General features: G+C 38.7%; 10 protein-coding genes and 2 tRNA genes. 5 read left to right on the forward strand and 7 right to left on the reverse strand.

Translation table 11 applies throughout. The annotated features are described in order from the left end of the window. The first annotated feature begins 24 nt into the window (after positions 1 to 24). The 3 genes from PP182_RS01210 (at position 25) to PP182_RS01220 (ending at position 2,470) form a co-directional block, all read left to right on the forward strand. Positions 25 to 97: transfer RNA gene (locus PP182_RS01210), tRNA-Gly, on the forward strand. 54 nt (positions 98 to 151) lie between these two features. Then, positions 152 to 235 (forward strand) — tRNA-Leu (locus tag PP182_RS01215). Positions 236 to 661: 426 nt separating this feature from the next. Beyond that, a complete protein-coding gene (locus PP182_RS01220; RefSeq protein WP_272649502.1) occupies positions 662 to 2,470 on the forward strand; it encodes a hypothetical protein in 1,809 nt (602 codons plus the stop codon). Positions 2,471 to 2,610: 140 nt separating this feature from the next. Here the strand turns inward: PP182_RS01220 and PP182_RS01225 are convergent, their stop codons facing one another. The 6 genes from PP182_RS01225 to PP182_RS01250 all read right to left on the reverse strand — a co-directional run bounded on the left by PP182_RS01225 (position 2,611) and on the right by PP182_RS01250 (position 8,144). Continuing rightward, complete coding sequence (locus tag PP182_RS01225; RefSeq protein WP_272649503.1) at positions 2,611 to 3,117, reverse strand: hypothetical protein; 507 nt, start codon at positions 3,115 to 3,117, stop codon at positions 2,611 to 2,613. 137 nt (positions 3,118 to 3,254) lie between these two features. Further along, positions 3,255 to 3,398, reverse strand: coding sequence for a hypothetical protein (locus PP182_RS01230; protein WP_272649504.1), 144 nt, complete (start codon positions 3,396 to 3,398; stop codon positions 3,255 to 3,257). Between the two features lie 91 nt (positions 3,399 to 3,489). Next, positions 3,490 to 5,103 carry a carboxylesterase/lipase family protein gene (locus PP182_RS01235; protein WP_272649505.1) on the reverse strand — a complete coding sequence of 538 codons (1,614 nt, stop codon included), beginning with the start codon at positions 5,101 to 5,103 and terminating at the stop codon, positions 3,490 to 3,492. Between the two features lie 14 nt (positions 5,104 to 5,117). Next, positions 5,118 to 6,488, reverse strand: coding sequence for an FAD-binding protein (locus tag PP182_RS01240; RefSeq protein ID WP_272649506.1), 1,371 nt, complete (start codon positions 6,486 to 6,488; stop codon positions 5,118 to 5,120). A 9-nt stretch (positions 6,489 to 6,497) separates the two neighbouring features. Continuing rightward, entirely contained in the window at positions 6,498 to 7,415 is a 918-nt protein-coding gene (locus tag PP182_RS01245; protein WP_419197718.1) for a sugar phosphate isomerase/epimerase family protein, read from the reverse strand. Positions 7,416 to 7,451: 36 nt separating this feature from the next. Beyond that, on the reverse strand, positions 7,452 to 8,144 hold the full coding sequence (locus tag PP182_RS01250; protein WP_272649507.1) for an NUDIX hydrolase: 693 nt from the start codon (positions 8,142 to 8,144) through the stop codon (positions 7,452 to 7,454). Between the two features lie 228 nt (positions 8,145 to 8,372). Here PP182_RS01250 and PP182_RS01255 point away from each other — a divergent pair, with 228 nt between their 5' ends. Next, positions 8,373 to 9,569, forward strand: coding sequence for an esterase (locus PP182_RS01255; protein ID WP_272649508.1), 1,197 nt, complete (start codon positions 8,373 to 8,375; stop codon positions 9,567 to 9,569). Positions 9,570 to 9,707: 138 nt separating this feature from the next. Here PP182_RS01255 and PP182_RS01260 read toward each other — a convergent pair whose 3' ends face one another. Next, positions 9,708 to 13,328, reverse strand: a complete 3,621-nt coding sequence (locus PP182_RS01260; protein WP_272649509.1) for a family 78 glycoside hydrolase catalytic domain — start codon at positions 13,326 to 13,328, stop codon at positions 9,708 to 9,710. Between the two features lie 175 nt (positions 13,329 to 13,503). Between PP182_RS01260 and PP182_RS01265 the strand changes: the two genes are divergently transcribed. Continuing rightward, complete coding sequence (locus PP182_RS01265) at positions 13,504 to 14,526, forward strand: GntR family transcriptional regulator (RefSeq protein WP_272649510.1); 1,023 nt, start codon at positions 13,504 to 13,506, stop codon at positions 14,524 to 14,526. Positions 14,527 to 14,614: the final 88 nt, after the last annotated feature.

A 14,614-nucleotide genomic window follows, 5' to 3' on the forward strand; every position in this document is an offset into this window, starting at 1 on the left:
AATAGATGTACGTTCTTTAAACTTGCGAAAATAGCTCAGTTGGTAGAGCGCCACCTTGCCAAGGTGGAGGTCGCGGGTTCGAATCCCGTTTTTCGCTCAGAGACGCTGGTTTCAGCGTTTTTTTATACCAATACCTGTCGATAGGTATTAGGCTCGAGTGGTGGAATTGGTAGACACGCCGGACTTAAAATCCTGTGACCATCTGGTCGTGCGGGTTCAAGTCCCGCCTCGAGTACTTACAATTAGAAAAGTCGTGACAGTTGTCACGACTTTTTTTTGTTTTTAAGGCTTGGGCACATCACATTCTTAATGCTATTCATAAAATATTCCCTACCTAATTCTATTCCGTTTATAATTTCTTTAAAATTCAGCAATCTATTTTTGGGGTTTGGTTGCGATAGCCATAAGAAAATCAAACTGGTCCAATCTTTCAAATCCTCACTCCGAATGGGCTTTACCCAATAAATGTTACGTTTAAATAATTTTACGGTGCAACTTTCTTCATTCCCGACTTTGTTATGATTAATGTCCAGTTCCGTGTTAAGTTTTCCTATTTAAATTTCTCACAGGATTTATACAGTTTAAAAAATATGAGCTATGACATATGTCAGGTTTTAGTTAAAGAATAAAGGTCACATTTGTGTTTTGTTTAATTTAAAAAATGGTTTTGCCTGAATCAATACACACCTTTCATATTCCAGTAATGGGATTAGCGTATACCATAGACAGTCCAATACGTGTGGCCCACCATGGAATTTCTTCTGTAATATCTATTATTGACGATGAGCTCATAGAACAAATGAATTCGTTCTATAGTAAAAAGTTCAATCTTCCATATCAAGAAATTTCAAAAAAAGCACAGGATTATCGTGCCAAGCGTATAACTTCCTATTTAAACTTAGTGGATACCATTGTTAAGGAAAAATTCTCAAAATTTAAAAAAGAATTAGCTGAAAGTAAATTGGCATTGGAACGTTTCATTACTACCTTGCCCAATACATCCAGTATAAGGGAAGGACTTTCCAATTTAATGAATGAAGGTTCAGCGCCTAAGGACGACATAGAAAACTTTTTAGAAGCGCATTTAAAAGCGGGAGATATTGATGTGAATATCATGACAAAAGTTGATAAGGACAACTTTGTCAATAATGAGCAATTGCCTATTGAATTTAACGACGCCCATGCCTCACTCCGGGGTTTTGCCAATAGTAGACTAAACTCTTCAGTAGTACTTTCGGCAGGAATGAACCCTAGATTGTATAGTTACTTTGAAAATTTCAAAGATTTCTTTCCTGATAGAAACCACCGATTAAAAAAGAAGATTATTCTTAAGGTCAGTGATTATCGTTCAGCAACCATTCAAGGTAAATTTTTGGCAAAAAAAGGACTTTGGGTTTCAGAATATAGGATTGAATCCGGTTTAAATTGTGGCGGACATGCTTTTGCAACAGAAGGCTTTTTGTTGGGTCCTATTTTAGAAGAGTTCAAAAATAAAAAAGCAGAATTAATTGAAGACACACACAAGGTTCTTACAAAAGGGCTGCTTCAGAAGGGGATGGAAGTTCCTGTACAGCCTTTAGATTTGAAGATTACCGTACAGGGAGGTGTCGGCACGGCAGATGAACACGACTTTTTACTTGAAAATTACCAAGTTGATTCTGTAGGTTGGGGAAGCCCATTTTTATTGGTTCCGGAAGCCACCTCAGTAGATAATAAAACTAGAACATTATTAGCTGATGCCAAAGAAAAAGATTTGTATTTAAGCAATATTTCACCTTTGGGAATTCCTTTTAACACCATTAAAGGGAGTACAAATGAGTACCATAGACAAAAACGTATTGACAACAATAAAGCTGGGAGTTCCTGTCCAAAAAAATATTTGGCGTTGAGCAAAGAGTTGGATTTAAAGGGTGTTTGTACAGCTTCAAAAAAGTATCAGGACGTGAAACTTCAGGAATTAGAAGCTAACCGATTTGAAATCCCCCGAAATACCTATGAAAACGCCAAAGTTAAAATAACTGAAAAGGCCTGCCTTTGTGTAGGTTTGGCCAATGCATCTTTTTTGGAAAACGATATTGAAATAAAAGGACAGAAACAAGGTGTGGTTATTTGTCCAGGACCTAATATGGCGTATTTCGACAAGGAAGTGTCACTTTCAAAAATGATGCAACATATTTATGGAAACGGGTCTGTGCTCCACACCCTGCATCGCCCAAACATGTTTGTCAAAGAATTGAAAATATATGTGGATTATTTAAAAAATGAAATAGAAACTATTTCAGAAGAAGTTACAACCAAACAAATCAAGAAATGGGAGGCTTTTAAAAGTAATTTGTTTAATGGAATTGCTTATTATCAGGATTTGTTTCAAACGGATATATTTCCTGAAAACATCAACCTACAAAAGGATTTACTATTTTTCAAGGAAGAACTCAGCGTCGTTACTATACCAATAATAAAAGAGATGTAATTTAAGGGCAATAAAAGACACTATCTCAAATAAGTGTATAATTTCAAATATACGGTTGGACCTTTTTAGAGACTGACCCTTTTTAGTTGAAGTTTATGTTATTTTCTCTCGCTTTGTTTGCCCCACTTTCTTCTAATGTATTAAATAAATAAGATAATCAGGGTCAAGACAATACCCGCTAAGGAGAAGTAGATTCCTTTTTTAAAAACCGAGGTTTTTGGCAAAAACATCCAAAAGGCGGATACTACGAAGAACAATAGGGATAAACCAAAGAATATATTCAACCAATACACGGGACTATCCGTAGTGGCTTTATGCAAATGTTCCATTTTCTGTAGAATAATTGGCAATTCTTTCCTTTTAACAACCGCAAGACCTGTTTCTGTGTTATAGGTACTTTCTCCAAAATAAATTATGTCTCCCTCAGTCTTATCCACATTTACTCTCATTTTTAATTGCGGTCCTAATTGCTCTACACTTAAATTAGGCCCTAATTGCCTTTCAACGATTACTTCTTTTTTTAAAAAATCAGTATTTCTAAAAATCATGATAATCCCGCTAATGGCGTACATACCCATGATACCGGCCAAGAAGAAGCCTAAATACCGATGAATAATTCTCATATAAAGTCCTGTGGTCATTTTCATTTTGAACCTATTATTGGTTTTTATTTGTTTAGTTGTTCTTTAGACGAAGAAAAAAGTAAAGGGTTTAATGGAATATGGAATTTTTTAAAAATGGAAAGCCCTCAATTCTAAGTATTGAGGGCCATTAAATAAACTTCCTATTTATATGTAGACACTCTTTCGTCTGAAATAGGTCCATTCCAATTTAGTCCAAAGGCAAAATCATAAACATTCCCTTCAGAATCCGTATACGGGATCATATCCCTTGGCACATCTTCAAACTGGGTTTCGACGGTAGTCATATCGGCAGGCATCTAAAATGGCAGAGCACAAGGGTTGTAATGGTCTGTACACTCAAAAGTTCATACTCCCTGAATTTTGGTATTATTTTTTCTAATTTCCACTTACAATTTCAAACAATTCCTTGTCCATTTGAGGTTTTACCTCACAGGTTACGTTAAAATGCATCGTAGCCGTATTCGTTTCATTGTATACAGGCCATTCCGGCAAACTAGCTGCATTGGGATTCCCCGTCTTGGCAAAATTGATCCAAGCGCTACTCATTTTATCGGCCAGTTGATGGGCCTCTTCGCCTCCTCCGGTCATTTGATTTGCCAAATCCACCGTATCAAATACAAATGGTAATTCCATACAATGCAAGGCCTTGTATTTTCCATTGAAAACTGGGGACTGCCAGGTAAACAAATACATATAAACATCCGCTCCGCCCTTTAAAGCAGATTTTTCGTTCGCCTGCACCACGGCTCCAGGTCTGAACATCGTATCCACGTCCAAAAGATCTTTGGGGTCTGTATCGTTGGGGTATGCTTTTTTCACGGCCTTTATATAGGCATCGGCATTTTCTTTATAGCGTTCCTTAATCTGTTTCATAATATCTTCTTCAGAAGCATTTACCAATTGCATCGTAGTAAAAGGGGCAAATTCGTTTTTTACCGTTCCAATCAATAGTGGTATTTCCTTGGACATTTCCATGGCCTTGTTGGAATTTACCTGATGGGGTAAATCCGTTCCATCCAGGCTAGGTCCCCAACTAAGACCAAAACCTATAGCCGGTTTGCCAGCAGCCCTCATTTTTTCGGCCGTAATTCTTAAAGCCTTGCTACTTGCTTCGGACAATACTTCAAAAGGAATATTCTGAATGCTATCCACAGAGGCCTCATCCAACCCTAAAATGGATAAGGTTTCGGACGCTATGGACTGGGTATCCTCTTTTTCCAAAATAGAACTTCTAAAAGATCCGCTCTGATTAATAGCCTTATGGAACAAACCCTCGGCCTTGGGCATGGCCATTAAAGTATTTACCTTGGCACCACCACCAGATTGGCCAAAAATGGTTACATTATTTGGATCGCCCCCAAAATTGGCAACATTGTCCTTGACCCATTCCAAGGCCAAAACGATATCTAACATGCCGTTGTTGGCGGAATGACTGTATTTATCCCCATAGGCCGAAAGATCCAAGAACCCTAAAACATTCAAACGATGATTAATGGACACAACGACTACATCTCCTTTTTTACTCAGATTTTCACCATCATAAGACGGTAGTTCATGACTTGACCCCGAAGTGAATCCACCCCCGTGAATCCAAAATAGTACCGGTCTTTTTTTAGTGTCCGATATACTTGGGGTCCAAACGTTCAAACTTAAACAGTCCTCATTGGTATATCCCCAATCATGGTCAAAAACAAATTCCGCCTCATCATTGACCGTTGTTGTTGGTGTTAACAAAGGGGCCACTGGTCCATACATCGTAGAACTACGAATACCCTCCCATGGTTCTGGTTTTACAGCGGCCTCAAACCTTTCGGCCTTACCAAAAGGAATTCCCTTATATGTAAAAATATCGTTTTGTATATACCCGCGGACCTTTCCATTATTGGTGTTCGTAACCGCCACATCCATTCCGGTCTTCACTTCTTGGGCCACCATGGAAATGGAAACCGATAATAGAAGCATGCAAATTTTAAGAGTTAGTTTTTTCATTGTTTCAATATTTTTTAGGCTTGATATAAATTCTTGTTCAAATAATCATTTTTGAATTTTCCATCGGAATCGTGCTGTTTCGCCAGAGCTAGAAAATCCGAAAACTTACTATATCTTAAGGCCAACACCTCGGGGTCAACGTTAAAGATTTTCCCCCAATGTGGCCTGAACTGAAAAGGCTCCAGTTCATTTTCTATCATGGTTACCAGCTCCCCAACTTCCTTGGGGTTTTGTTTCCATGTGAAATGAATGGCAACACAATCCTGTTGATAACATGGGCTCATCCAATAATCATCTGCCGCTATGGTACGTATTTCAGTAATCATCAATTGCGGGGAAATTAGGTCTCTCTTTTTTTCCAGGGCCAATATGGCATCAAGTGCTTGATCTTCAGGTACAAAAAACTCCGATTGTAATTCTTCACCGCTACTGGGCGTGAAACCCATTTTAAAATGCGGAAGTCGGTCGTACCAAGGTCCAGAAACACCCATTTGATCCGTGCAATTCACAGCAGACAATTCCGTAATTGGATGCAGGTTTCTTGTAGCCGCTTTGGCTCCAAAATAATCGTTACCTAAATCCTTAACTTCTTCATCGGTCCGTCTTTTCACCCACACCTGACTTATTTTTTGATCCTGCCAGTCCGTAAAAAGACTTACGCTGTAACCACCCGATAAAATAGCATGAAAATTTTCCTTCAGGGATTCCAAGGGAAGTTCTTGAAAGACATCCTGTCGAACATCAAATGTCTTTTGGATATCCAAGGTCATTTTGGTGATAATACCCAAGGCTCCGAGATTTACTACAGCACCGTTAAAGGCTTCGTCTCCCCTTTTTAGCATTATAATTTCTCCATTGCCATTGACCAATTCAATGGCAGCCACTCCAGTTGCTAAATTTCCGTTTTTAACGCCAGAACCATGTGTTGCCGTCGCACATGCTCCCGCAACCGAAATATGTGGCAGAGAGGCCAAGTTATGCAAAGCATATCCCCTTTCATGTAATTCAGGGGCAAAATCACCGTATTTAGCACCTGCACCAACGGTAACGGTCATTTTTTCCTCATCCAAATCGATGACACCATTTAAATGTTTGGTGGAGATTTGGTTCATAGGACTATCGGCAATGTTGTTGAAACAGTGTTTAGATCCTAAGGCTTTTTGAGCATCCAGTTCCTTGATCAAGGTTTGAACCTCTGAAGTGGTCTTCGGCTCATGTAAATCTTTTGCCTTGTACACATAGTTACCGGCCCAATTCTTTCGAACAGGTTCAAGTGGCAAATCTTCGGACATTTTCTTTTTATCCAGTTTACAGGAGGCCAAGGGATTTATGGTCGTAGCAGCTGCGAATGCGGCCGTAGTTTTAATAAAAGTTTTCCGTTTCATCTTGAAGGATTACTCAAATCCGATTTCCTTCAACCCTTCATGGCTAATCTTTATGGCTTCCAAAGGTTTTAGTCCATCAAATGTCATATCCTGTTCCACCATATAATATTCCATACCGGAAAGCTCTTTCTTCTCTAAAATTCTACCAAAATCAATGGTTCCTGTACCAACAGGAGCAAATCTCCCCTGATCATCCATATCCTTTACATGCCAAAGTTTAAAACGACCCGGATACTTTTCAAAATAAGCAACTGGGTCGGCGCCTGCTTTGGTCACCCAATACAAGTCCATTTGAAAGTTAACGTTATCAGGATTACAATTTTCCAGTAAATAATCTATCATTACCACATCGTCGTCCCCTTTTTTAAATTCGAAATCGTGATTGTGATATAAGAGTTTAAGGCCAGCATTGCTTGCTTTTTCCCCAAGAGTATCCAAAATATCGGCTAGTTCCTGAGCGGTACCTTTCATTCCCATAGTTCTTTCCTCCATATTGAAGGTGAACATTCCCATAGGAGGAACTGGTACTACGAAATATTCAAATCCCGCAGCCTTAACCTCTGCCATCATTTCATCCGCATTATCCAATGTAACGCTAGACTGATGTGTACTTATAGGGTTAAGGCCTATTTCAGATAAGTAGGCTTTAAAATCAACAGGAGTCATGTTGTAGAATTTACCATCAGCATAACCTGCGGCCTCAATATTTTCATAGCCTGCATCCGCGACGGCCTTTAAGGTTGACTTGGCATCCGTTCCCATATCATCTCTTACGGTGTATAATGCAAGACCTCCAAAGTCCTTAACTTCTTCCACTGGAGTTTCAGGCGTATCTGCCATTTCATTTGTTTTCTCCGTTTTTTCCTTACAAGAAAAAACAAGGCCAAATGCAACCAGTATAAACGCATTAAAAATTATTTTCTTCATGTTCATTATTGTTTTAATTAATTATTGATTCAATTTTTATTTAAAGCTATATAGATAAGGAGCTTTATGAGCTTTACCCTGAAACAATTTTTCATGCCTTACCAAAATGTCAAGGGAAAGCATTTTTCTTTGAAAAGTTGTTCGTCGCAGTCCCACTCCTAATACCGCTTCATATACCTGTTGCAATTGCTTCATTGTGAATTTATGAGGCAATAGGTTCGTCCCTACCAATTTCCGATCCAAATTATGGCGGAGTACCCTAAGCGCCCTTTCCACCATTTCCTCATGGTCCATCATCAACTTTGGAAGTTCATCAATCGGGTACCAGTTGATACTATCCGAAAGTTCATCGGGTTTAGGAGTCACATCTTCATAATTGATCAGTGCATAGTAACCAATGGAAATAAATCGCCCCATCATCCAGCTGTACTGTTCCTTATCCAAATTATTTTGGGTTAAAATCTTATCCATTGCTGCTGGATCGGACCGCTTTAAACCACCAAAGGTGTAGAATTGTTCCAAGTAAATATCCTGAATACCGGTTCGCTGCCTAACTCCATTTTTTACCGCGTCCTCCAAGTTTTCATCCATCTGTACAAATCCTCCAGGAAGCGCGAACAATCCTGTATTGTGATACTCCAAAATAAGGATTTTCAACTGAGTTCCATTAAAGCCAAATATTACAGAATCATATGACAAATTTTGAATAAAATCCTGCTTTTCCTCCATAGTCTTCAATTTACACGCGCAAATAATCCTAAAGTGTCAAATAACGAACAAAACAAGTAGAAAACAAAGTATTATTGTAACAAAATGAGACAATAATTAAACTATTACCTTTAGGAAGCGCTTTTTTTGTATACATTTGTTTGCGTTCACAACTACCTACCTCATCCTTAGCAGGAATAAATATTAAAAATCTAAGACTTAAAATAATTTCGATCTAAACTTTTTAAAATGACAAAAACAAAAATAATGATTGCCCTTGTCATGCTTTTGGCAGGTCTAAAATCAAACGGACAAGAAGCCTTATTTGGCGGACAGGAAATTGTATCACCAGAAATAAATAAAGATAAAAGCGTAACATTTCGATTATTGGCGCCAGCGGCCGATTCCGTATTCATTACAGGGGATTTTCTGCCCACCACAAAAATGAAGACTCCCATGGGTGAAATGGATGCCCCCGGAAAAAAGTTGTTATCCAAAAATGGTGACGGCCTTTGGACGTATACCACCGAAACCTTACCCTCTGAATTGTACAACTATAGTTTCATTGTAGATGGTATGACTATAAGGGATCCAAACAACCCCTTTGTCATAAGGGATGTGTCTTCCCTGACCAATATTTTTATTATTGGGAAAGGAAAGGCAGACAGTTACAAAGTAAATGATGTGCCCCATGGAACCGTTGCCAAACGATGGTATGATTCACCCGGACTTGGCATGGACCGCAGAATAACCATCTACACCCCACCAGGATATGAGGATTCCAAAGAAGAATATCCTGTACTCTACCTTCTTCATGGTGCCGGAGGTGATGAAGAGGCTTGGATGGACTTGGGACGTACCTCACAAATTATTGACAATCTTATTGCAGAAGGAAAGGCACAGCCAATGATCATAGCAATGCCCAATGGCAATGTTACCCAAGATGCAGCACCTGGAAAGGGCAGTGATGGATTTTACAAGCCAGTTTTTATGGCCCCGAAAACAATGGACGGTACGTACGAAGCATATTTTATGGACATTATCAAATTTGTTGAAAGCAACTATCGAGTGAAAGCGAATAAAGAAAATAGGGCTATTGCTGGTTTATCCATGGGCGGATTTCACTCCTTTCATATTTCAAGATACTACCCCAATATGTTTGATTATGTAGGGCTATTTTCCGCAGCCATCATGCCCAGAGAAGATGCCACAGGAGAAGTGTATAATAACATAAACGAAACGCTTGAACAACAGCACAAAAATGGTCTGGAATTATACTATATCGCCATTGGAAAAACAGATTTTCTATATAAAGCCAATCAAGATCTTAAGAAGCAATTGGACGAAATAGGAATGCCCTATGAATATGTAGAAACCGACGGTGGACATATTTGGCGTAACTGGCGAATTTACCTGACCGATTTTGCTCCCAAATTATTCAAGTAGAAACTCATAAATATTATAAAAAAGGCCCAATCCTCAAAGTATTGGGCCTTTTTTATTTCTACTAAGAAAAAACTTTAAAAGTTTTTTTCTTATAAATTCATAAATCTCTTATAGGTGTGAACACAGAATTCAATTGCTTTAATTATTTATCCTAAAACTATAGTTACCCGAATCTAGTTCTAAAATAACTTTATTTCCATCATCCTCTAGGAGTTGAACCCCCCCCGCTTTTTTGATTTTTTTACCATCGACTGTAATCTTCTTTTTTGAATCAGAAGGTAAATGCAATGTGGCCGTAGTGTTAGCCGGTACAGTAGTGTTGTAATCCCAACCACCTTCTATCCACCTCCATTCACTTTCAATACGACCGTACATACTATCATAATATCCTTTGGCGAAGGTCATATTCTTATCAGGATCTGGCGTGGGCATTAAAACAAAATGCTTAAAGCCAGGATTTTCCTCATCTCTTTGTATCCCCAAGGAATAATTGTACATCCAAGCTGCGACAGCACCAAAGGAATAATGATTGAATGAATTCATACTATTGTTTCCACTAAATCCATCTTCAACGGTATACGAATTTAAACGCTCCCAGATTGTGGTTGCTCCATTTTTTACGGAATACAACCAAGAAGGATAGGAGGTTTGCTGCAACAAGCGATAGGCAACCTCACTTTTTCCATTCTCGGACAAGGCATGGTTCAGTGATGCCGTACCGATAAAGCCCGTCATCAAGGAATACTCCGGGCGTACCACCCCAAGTTCATCTTCGTTGGTGCGCTCAATGGCGGATACCAAATTGGAAATAGTCCTGATTTTGTTCGTTTCGTTTAAAACACCCATATTCAACGGAATAGCATATGATGCTTGTGTGTCTACAAAGTCTCCTGCTTTTTTTCGTTTATCCTCGGGCAGTGGTGGTCCAAAGCGCATACTTTGGTTCCCTAAATGCAAGGATTTACCTGTTTTACTATCCACATACGTTTCATTGAAGAATTCTTTACGTTTCTCGTATTCCTTTTGGAAAGTTTTGGCATCCGCATCCTTCCCTAATAAGGTGGCCGTTTTGGCTAAAATTTCCAAATCACGTAAGTGATAGGCCGTCCAAAAAGCCGTATCTTCATTTTTGAATCCTTCGGGGCTCAACCAATCACCCAAGGGCCCTTCATTGATTACGCCAGTCTCCGGTTCTATTTTTGAACTAAGAAAATTAATATAACTTTTCATGGCGTCGTAATGCTCCTCCAGCAATGCCTTGTCACCATATTGTTGATAGACCTCCCATGCGACGATAACGCCGGCGCTTCCCCATAAGGTTCCACCAAAACCACCACCTACAGGTGCAACATCCGTGAACCTACCGTCTTCTCTTTGAATGTCCCTCATAGCCAACATGTGCCTGCTTAAAAATGGGTCTACATCTGCCAAGTAAGTGGATGCCTCCGAAAAGACATTGATATCCCCACTCCAACCCATACGTTCATTTCGCGCAGGCGTGTCCGTAGGGATGGACAAAAAGTTACTCCGTAGCGACCAAGTAATATTTTCCCATAGTTTATTCACTAACTCATTGGACGTTTCATAGTTTGAAGCCAAACTTTTGATTGAACTAACGACCAAGCCTTTCACATCACCTAATGGTAATGGGTCGTTGATTCCGGTTATCTCTAAAAAACGAAAACCATGGAACGTGAAACGTGGTCGTATGGTTTCTTCACCACCTTTCCTGATATATATATCCTGGGTCAATGCTGCCCTTATATTTTCCAGCATCACCATACCCACATTAGGATTGTACTCCCTTAAATCCGGATACTTCACTTCGGCATATCTCAAGGTTATGGTATCACCAGCCTGACCAGGAGGAAGTTTTATTTCAGGAAATCCAACCATGTTTTGATTTAGGTCGTACACGAAAACATCCGGTCTTACCTCCTCGACACTTATGGGTGTCAGTTCTTTTACGATAGCTGGACTTTGGCCTATTTGCCCGATGAGCTCCAAATTTTCATAGCTCAAATCCTCGCCTTGATAGGTAGTCCCATTTAGTGGTACTTCCACAACGGACTTCCAATCCGTATCGTCAAAATCCGTGGTTGCCCAGCCCTCAATTGCCGACTCCCTATTCGCATCATAGACCTCACCCTGGAAAAAACTACCATATTGTACAGGTCCGTCCGTAAATAATTTCCAATCCGTATCATTGGTAGTAATTACCTTCTCGGTTCCATCTTCATACGTGATAATCAGTTGGGCCAGTAAAGATTGACGGTCTCCAAAAAAATTCCAATTTTCACCACTATAGGTAATATTTCCACTCCACCAACCTTCGCTCAACCATGCTCCCAAAGCATTTTCCTTGTCTATAAGATTGGTAACATCATAGGTCTTGTACATTTGGGTTTTATTATACTGCGTAAGCCCGGGGGTAAAATAATCCTCACCCACTCTTTGGCCATTTAGATACATTTCATAAATGCCCCTGGCCGTGACATACAGTCTTGCTTTAGCCACTTTTGCACGGGAAGCACTGAATTCCGTTCTTAACATGGGTTCGGAATTTTTACTGGGGTCTGCCAGCACCAAAGTGCCTTCTGTCCCTCCAGCTATATGTAGTGAACCGTCTTTTAGGTTTAAATTCGAATTCCCATTGATGTGTTCTTCAAATACGCCATTATAATCGGCTTCTTTTTCAAAACCATCTGAAAACAAAGCATTGGAAGGAGCCCTAAAGTTCCTAATGTTAATATTGGAGAATTCGGCTTGTTGATCGGCGCCTACATAAAAACCGATATCGGCAACCATTGGAAAACTGATATAATTGTTTCCAGAACCTACAGGATTGAGATTGATGCCCTTTGGTGCTCTCGGATTATCATCTGCATTGGGGTTTTTGGTCAATTCATTATTTTCTTTCATCCCGTTGAGATAGACCCTGAAAATTCCAAAATTACATTCAGTATAAAAAGCATGCTTTTCATTTTTGTTCCTCTCGTTTATCAAATCCAAGGGAATTTCATAGCTCTTAAAAGGTTCATCACTACTATCCTTTGGGGTATATCCCACTCTGAAAATATTAAATTTGGCCAGACCATCTTCGGAGCCATCCACAGCCGCAACATCCAATTCGAAACGTATATAGCTTTCATCTTTTCCAACCTTCACCCCTTGAATGTTCATATCCTTATCCATCAGACGGGCATCATTCCCACCAAACAAAAAAGATGCTTTGGTGCTTTTGGACTTCGTATCTAGCTGAAGTCCATATTCCAATTTAAAGACGGACAAATAATGGGAATACAGTACGAGGTCCTCTGCACCACCTCCAATCCATTGGGCATTATTCCAATAATCAGAATTGGGGTCAGAATCCATTAATCCGGTTTCAAACCAAGATGAATTCCCCATTTTTTTATTTTTTTCATCCCAAACCGTCAACTCCCAATTATATCTTGTCCTTGATTGCAATTTTTCGCCTTGGTAAGGTATTGCCAGAGAAATATCGCTGTTCACTTTTCCGCTGTCCCAAACCATATCACCGTTTTCCGAGCTTACCTTAATTTGATACGCCATTTGCTTTTGTCCATGGGCATTTGCGTTGGTTTTCATCTGCCAACTAAAGCGAGGCGTTTCCACATCAATACCCAAAGGAGTTTCTAAATATTCTGTTGTAAGCTCCTGTGTAGAAGTTTGAGCAACGCAATAGTTAATCGTAAATATTAATGTGACAGCAAGTGTCAATGTTCTCTTTAGCATATTTTCTATTATTTTAAATCAATAAACATTGAGGATACCACCCCGAAAATTTATTTGGCCGAATATATTTTTTTATTGATGAATAACTGTTACGTACAGTTATGTTGTTAAGATTTAATACAAGAAAATACGACTTTTTTAATTTACTATCTTCGAAAAAACGTTTTTACCATTTATGCTGCATCTTATTCAAATAATAGAAGATTCAAAGGTTCCCAAGTATAAGCAGATTATAAATTCACTCTTTGCAGCCATTGAAAATGGGGATATTAAAAAAAATGATAAATTACCCTCGGTCAATGAACTCTTGATTGAATTCGACATTTCCAGGGATACTATTGTTAGAGCTTATGATTATTTAAAAAAACTGGAATATGTAGAATCTGTCCCCGGAAAGGGCTACTACATAAAAAAGGATGATTTGGTTTTAAAAGCAAAAGTCTTTTTACTTTTCAATAAACTAAGTGCACATAAAAAAATCATCTATGATGCCTTTGTTAGAGCGCTAGGCGACAATGCTACAGTAGACTTTTTTATTTATGACAATAATTACAGGCAATTCAAAAACCTAATAGAGGCAAGTAGAGCGAGAGACTACACCCATTACACAATTATTTGCCATTTTGAAGAAGGTGGTGAAGACCTTATCAATTTTATTAAAAAGGAAATCCCATTGGATAAACTGATAATTCTCGATAAACGTGTAGAACTTTTGGGGTCAAAAGTTGGATGTATTTATCAAGATTTTGAAAAGAATATTTATGAGGCACTTGCAGAACTAAATCCACAATTAAAAAAATACAAACAGATAAAATTATTACTACGAAAGAGAACCTATCATCCCATTGAAATAAAAAAAGGTTTTATAAGGTTCTGCGGACAATATGCCTACGATTTTAAAATTGTGGAGGAAATAGAAAATGAAATTATTGAAAAGGACACAGCCTACATCAATTTGATGGAAAATGATCTGGTAATCTTAATTAAAAAAATTAAGGAGACCGATTTAGTTATAGGAAAAGACGTTGGTATTATATCCTACAATGATACCCCGTTAAAGGAAATCTTACTTGATGGCATTACTGTAATTTCGACCGATTTTGAAAAGTTGGGAAAGGAGGCTGCCAAACTTGTTATCAACAAACAAAAACAACAAAAAGAGAATCCTTTCTATGTGATTCAGCGGAAATCCCTTTGAATTGTTTGCAGAACAGACTTTAGAAGTAAGAACAGAACTGTACAGAATACTTTTGAATAAATGAATCCATAGTTTTGAATCATATTTT

Source organism: Maribacter sp. PR1 (assembly GCF_028464145.1).
GTDB lineage: Bacteria > Bacteroidota > Bacteroidia > Flavobacteriales > Flavobacteriaceae > Maribacter.

Coding starts and splice junctions, on each gene's coding strand:
- PP182_RS01260 (WP_272649509.1), bottom strand. CDS start 13,328: ATGCTAAAGAGAACATTGACACTTGCTGTCACATTAATATTTACGATT.
- PP182_RS01255 (WP_272649508.1), top strand. CDS start 8,373: ATGACAAAAACAAAAATAATGATTGCCCTTGTCATGCTTTTGGCAGGT.
- PP182_RS01230 (WP_272649504.1), bottom strand. CDS start 3,398: ATGACTACCGTCGAAACCCAGTTTGAAGATGTGCCAAGGGATATGATC.
- PP182_RS01235 (WP_272649505.1), bottom strand. CDS start 5,103: ATGAAAAAACTAACTCTTAAAATTTGCATGCTTCTATTATCGGTTTCC.
- PP182_RS01220 (WP_272649502.1), top strand. CDS start 662: ATGGTTTTGCCTGAATCAATACACACCTTTCATATTCCAGTAATGGGA.
- PP182_RS01225 (WP_272649503.1), bottom strand. CDS start 3,117: ATGAAAATGACCACAGGACTTTATATGAGAATTATTCATCGGTATTTA.
- PP182_RS01240 (WP_272649506.1), bottom strand. CDS start 6,488: ATGAAACGGAAAACTTTTATTAAAACTACGGCCGCATTCGCAGCTGCT.
- PP182_RS01250 (WP_272649507.1), bottom strand. CDS start 8,144: ATGGAGGAAAAGCAGGATTTTATTCAAAATTTGTCATATGATTCTGTA.
- PP182_RS01245 (WP_419197718.1), bottom strand. CDS start 7,415: ATGAAGAAAATAATTTTTAATGCGTTTATACTGGTTGCATTTGGCCTT.
- PP182_RS01265 (WP_272649510.1), top strand. CDS start 13,504: ATGCTGCATCTTATTCAAATAATAGAAGATTCAAAGGTTCCCAAGTAT.